Annotated in this window: 5 protein-coding genes; all 5 read left to right on the forward strand. The window is 52.4% G+C overall.

Annotation, left to right across the window (positions count from 1 at the left end; translation table 11 throughout):
* On the forward strand, positions 1-401 hold a 401-nt coding region (locus HII27_RS26545), incomplete at its 5' end, for a hypothetical protein (RefSeq protein ID WP_223883305.1).
* Between the two features lie 299 nt (positions 402-700).
* On the forward strand, positions 701-1,024 hold the full coding sequence (locus tag HII27_RS26550; RefSeq protein ID WP_185670176.1) for a MobC family plasmid mobilization relaxosome protein: 324 nt from the start codon (positions 701-703) through the stop codon (positions 1,022-1,024).
* Positions 1,014-2,528 carry a plasmid mobilization relaxase MbeA gene (mbeA, locus tag HII27_RS27640; RefSeq protein WP_455583649.1) on the forward strand — a complete coding sequence of 505 codons (1,515 nt, stop codon included), beginning with the start codon at positions 1,014-1,016 and terminating at the stop codon, positions 2,526-2,528. The genes HII27_RS26550 and mbeA overlap by 11 nt, the downstream gene beginning before the upstream one ends.
* Positions 2,529-2,913: 385 nt before the next feature.
* Complete coding sequence (locus HII27_RS26570) at positions 2,914-3,810, forward strand: replication initiation protein (protein WP_185670174.1); 897 nt, start codon at positions 2,914-2,916, stop codon at positions 3,808-3,810.
* Positions 3,797-4,240, forward strand: a complete 444-nt coding sequence (locus HII27_RS26575) for a hypothetical protein (RefSeq protein WP_185670175.1) — start codon at positions 3,797-3,799, stop codon at positions 4,238-4,240. The genes HII27_RS26570 and HII27_RS26575 overlap by 14 nt, the downstream gene beginning before the upstream one ends.
* The last annotated feature ends 108 nt before the right edge of the window (positions 4,241-4,348 follow it).

Here is a 4,348-nt window from a genome sequence, read left to right on the forward strand (position 1 = left end):
ATTGCAACAGTAATGGGGTGGTCTATATGAAAGTTTTTATCGCTTTGTTTTTTTGTATTTTTTCGCATATATCTTATGCGAGTTGCATGTTATCTGATATAAAGATAACCTCAGTGAAGGCTAATTTTGTTGACCAGTGTGGTGTAAATAAATGCAGTCCTCATTTACAAGGCGTGGCTACATTGGAAAATAATTGCCCTGAGGCAATTGGGGTTCAAATAAAAATAACGTCATATGACAAATCAGGAGCGCCTGTTTCTACAAAAGAATTGTGGCCTGCTAGCATTCGAAATATCCCTACCGGGGATTATGTTTTTTCCTTGGATCAATATCTGAACTATGATCCATCAATTACATCTTTCAGCGTCAAACCTGTGGCAGTAAACCGGTGGTCGAATTGAATAAAAAATAGAGTCATCTCTTTCTTTCTCTCGTGTGAGACAAAACAACCTATATCAGATAACAGCCCTCTCTTGCAGAGGGCTTTTTTTGCAGCCAGCATAGGATCTGACATACTGCAATGTACTATAAGCCAGTATACACTCCGCTAGCGCTACGTGACTGGTTCAGGGCTGCGCCCCGAAACCCGCTAAAACCACTGCCGCGCCTGCGGCTTGCCCAACACCGCGCCGACCGGGAAAAGATTTCCCATCCGTCCCGGCGTTATCAGGAGGCCGGATTGGCAGACAAACGCAGCAAAATGCTCACGATGTGGGTTACTGAGGATGAGCATCGCCGACTGCTGGAGCGCTGCGACGGTAAACAGCTCGCGGCCTGGATGCGCCAGACGTGCCTGGACGAGAAGCCTGCCCGTGCCGGCAAACTCCCGTCGATCTCGCCGGCGCTGCTTCGTCAGCTCGCGGGTATGGGTAACAACCTCAACCAGATTGCCCGGCAGGTTAACGCCGGTGGCGGTACCGGGCATGATCGCGTGCAGTTTGTCGCCGCGCTGATGGCCATCGATGCCGGACTCGAGCGGCTGAGGCACGCCGTGCTGGAAAAGGGGGCAGACGATGATCGTTAAATTTCATCCCAGAGGCCGCGGCGGTGGCGCCGGTCCGGTGGATTATCTGCTGGGGAAAGACCGGCAGCGCGACGGTGCCAGCGTTCTGCAGGGTAAGCCGGAGGAAGTCCGGGAGCTTATCGACGCCTCGTCCTACGCCAAAAAGTACACATCCGGTGTCCTGTCCTTTGCCGAAAAGGATTTACCGTCCGGCCAGCGCGAAAAGCTGATGGCGAGCTTTGAGCGGGTTCTGATGCCCGGACTCGATAAAGACCAGTACAGCGTGCTGTGGGTTGAGCACCGGGACAAGGGCCGGCTGGAGCTGAATTTCCTGATCCCGAACACGGAGCTGCTGACCGGTAAACGACTGCAGCCGTATTACGACCGCGCCGACCGTCCGCGCATCGACGCCTGGCAGACCATAGTGAACGGCAGGCTGGGGCTGCACGACCCGAACGCGCCGGAAAATCGACGGGCGCTGGTCACGCCGTCCGCGCTGCCGGAAGCGAAGCAGGAAGCCGCCCAGGCGATTACGCGCGGCCTGCTTGCCCTTGCCTCATCCGGGGAGCTGAAAACCCGTCAGGACGTCACTGAGGCGCTGGAAAGCGCGGGTTTTGAGGTGGTGCGCACCACAAAAAGCAGTATCAGCATTGCCGACCCGGACGGGGGGCGAAACATCCGACTGAAGGGAGCCATCTATGAACAGTCTTTTAACGCTGGCGAAGGACTTAGAGCAGAAATCGAAAGCGCAGCAGCAGACTACCGGCGAGATGCTGAAAGCCGCATTCAGCGAGCACGAGAAGTCTGTCAGAGCGGAACTGAGCGAAAGCGAGAAGAGAATCAGCGCCGCCATCCTCGACCACGACCGGAAGCTGTCCTCGGCCATGAGCCAGCGCACGAAGGGCATGGTGCGCATGGTCAGCCAGACGTGGCTGACCATCGTCCTGGTCTCCGTGCTGCTGATAGCGTCGAGCGCGGGTGTTCTGTGGTGGCAGGGGCAGCAGATGATCGACAATTACACGAGTATCCGGGAGCAGAAGGACGCGCTGGAGAAGCTGAACGCGAGAACGTGGGGCGTGAGGTACCAGGAAGACAGCCAGGGACGATTTCTGGTGCTGCCGGAGGGCGTGAAAGCGGACACGAACTGGACGTTCGACAGCGGCACGAAGATCGGCATCAGACTGGTACGGGAGTAGAGCATCATGACGGAGCTGGAAAAACAGTTGCTGAGCGCATTAGAGCAGCTACAGCAGGACTACTCGAAAAGGCTGGACGAGTGGGAGAACGCCTTCGCGGAATGGCGGACGATGTCTGGTCTTATGCAACGGGAGAACGCGGCGCTGAGCGAGCGCGTCACGGGCTTGAGCAGGCAGGTGCAGAGTTTGAGCGAGCAGCTGCGCCGGTTGTCGAACGGCTGAATGCCGTCGAGCTGCGTCAGCAGCAGGAGCGCGCGGCGCGGCATCAGAAAGCGCTGGAGCTGGAGCGATCTCAGCGACAGCGGACGTATAACGGCCCTTCACTGTGATAACCGGATAAAATGGGGCTTTCGGCGGACATCTGCGCTGAAAGCCTGAGCCATTCACCCGGCTGCATGACTATGCAGACGCGCAGAAATCACCAGGGGCGTTTTTCAGGGTTTGAGTCGGGTAAAGGTGACGGAAACGGCCGTCAGGCCGCAGAATCGCGCTGAGGGGCTCTCAGGGGGTGCGGGCAAGGGATGTTATGGTAAATCGTTGTGGGATCGACAGAAGTCACCGGACGGTGTAACGTTAGAGCCAGAAAAAACAAAGCCCCGGAAATCATGTCATATCTTGGCGGATCGCATGATAACCAGGGCCAGGTCGAAACCTTGAAGGAATCTTAGCACATGAACCGTGCCAGACAACAGCCCGCCATAAGCGCAGGGCGCATTGAGTAACGCCGCACTTAACCTTTTCAACGAGCGCTTGCCGCACAAGCCGTACTTTTCGGACGATCTGCACTTCGGTGTGCGCATTGCCGGTAAGGAACGCGCCATCCTAGCGAAATACATCCAGTTCAATCAGCCTCACGCCATGTTCTGGCTGGGATTCGACGTGGATCGCGCCGGTGCCGCCATCGACTGGAGCGACCGCAATGCGCCCGCGCCTACGCTGACCATCACTAATCCTGAAAACGGACACGCGCACCTGCTCTATGCGCTGAAAACCTCGATCCGTACCGCGCCAGACGGAAAAATGAAGCCACTGCGCTACGCCGCAGCTGTAGAGAACGCGCTACGTAAAAAATTAGAGGCCGATACGGGGTATTCGGGACTAATCTGCAAAAATCCGAACCACAGCCACTGGAAAATTGCTGTATGGCAGCCGGAGCTCTACACACTGGACTGGCTAGCTGACTACCTCGACCTCAACGCCGCCAACGACAAAGAAATCGTTACCGACTACGGCTTAGGCCGTAACTGCACCCTGTTTGATAAAACTAGAAAATGGGCGTACCGCGCCATTCGTCAAGGCTGGCCTGAGTATGACCACTGGCTGCAAGCCTGTTATGAACGTGCCAGCGCCTACAATTTGCAATTTGCAGCTCCTTTAGATGAGAAAGAAATAAGCGGCATTGCTAAAAGCATTGCTAAATGGACATTCTCACGTTTTTCTAATGAAGGATTTAACGATTATATATCCAGAACTCATTCATCAGAAATTCAGTCTAAACGGGGTATGAAAAGTAAAGGTGGCGGACGAAAAGTCAAAGTAGGAACGCCATGGTTAATTGAAGGAGTTAGTCGAGCTACTTGGTATAGGAAAAAGAAAAATGCAGAAAGTTAGTCAAGTTAAATTACCATATCCGTTTGTATGGAAGGTTATTTCCATTTTGTTTGGATGTATATCAAATCGATATGTTTGTTTGTGCGCTTCATGTTTTTTATTGTTCACGGGTTACATTCTAGATTGTTTTGCATCAAAGATTTTTTTCCTAACATCCTTTTCATCAGTAGTTACCTTTCTAGGTCTAATTTTAACTATAAAAAATCATTACTTAAAAAACTTAACTAGTTTAGTAGAAATGGCTCGCGCACTCGATGGAGGTGAGGCACAAGCGTCAGGCCCTATGGATGAGTATTTAAAGGATGAGAAGTATCGTAATAGTGTAATCAGGAGAGCTAATGATGAAGGTATAGGTATTATTATTATTCTTACCGGTACATTATTTAATGCATTTGGTTCACTGATTCCCCTGCCAACATTAACTTGTTAGGGGCCAACTATTAATTGCAACAGTAATGGGGTGGTCTATATGAAAGTTTTTATCGCTTTGTTTTTTTGTATTTTTTCGCATATATCTTATGCGAGTTGCATGTTATCT

The organism is Kluyvera sichuanensis (genome assembly GCF_014218705.1).
Taxonomy (GTDB): Bacteria; Pseudomonadota; Gammaproteobacteria; order Enterobacterales; family Enterobacteriaceae; genus Kluyvera; species Kluyvera sichuanensis.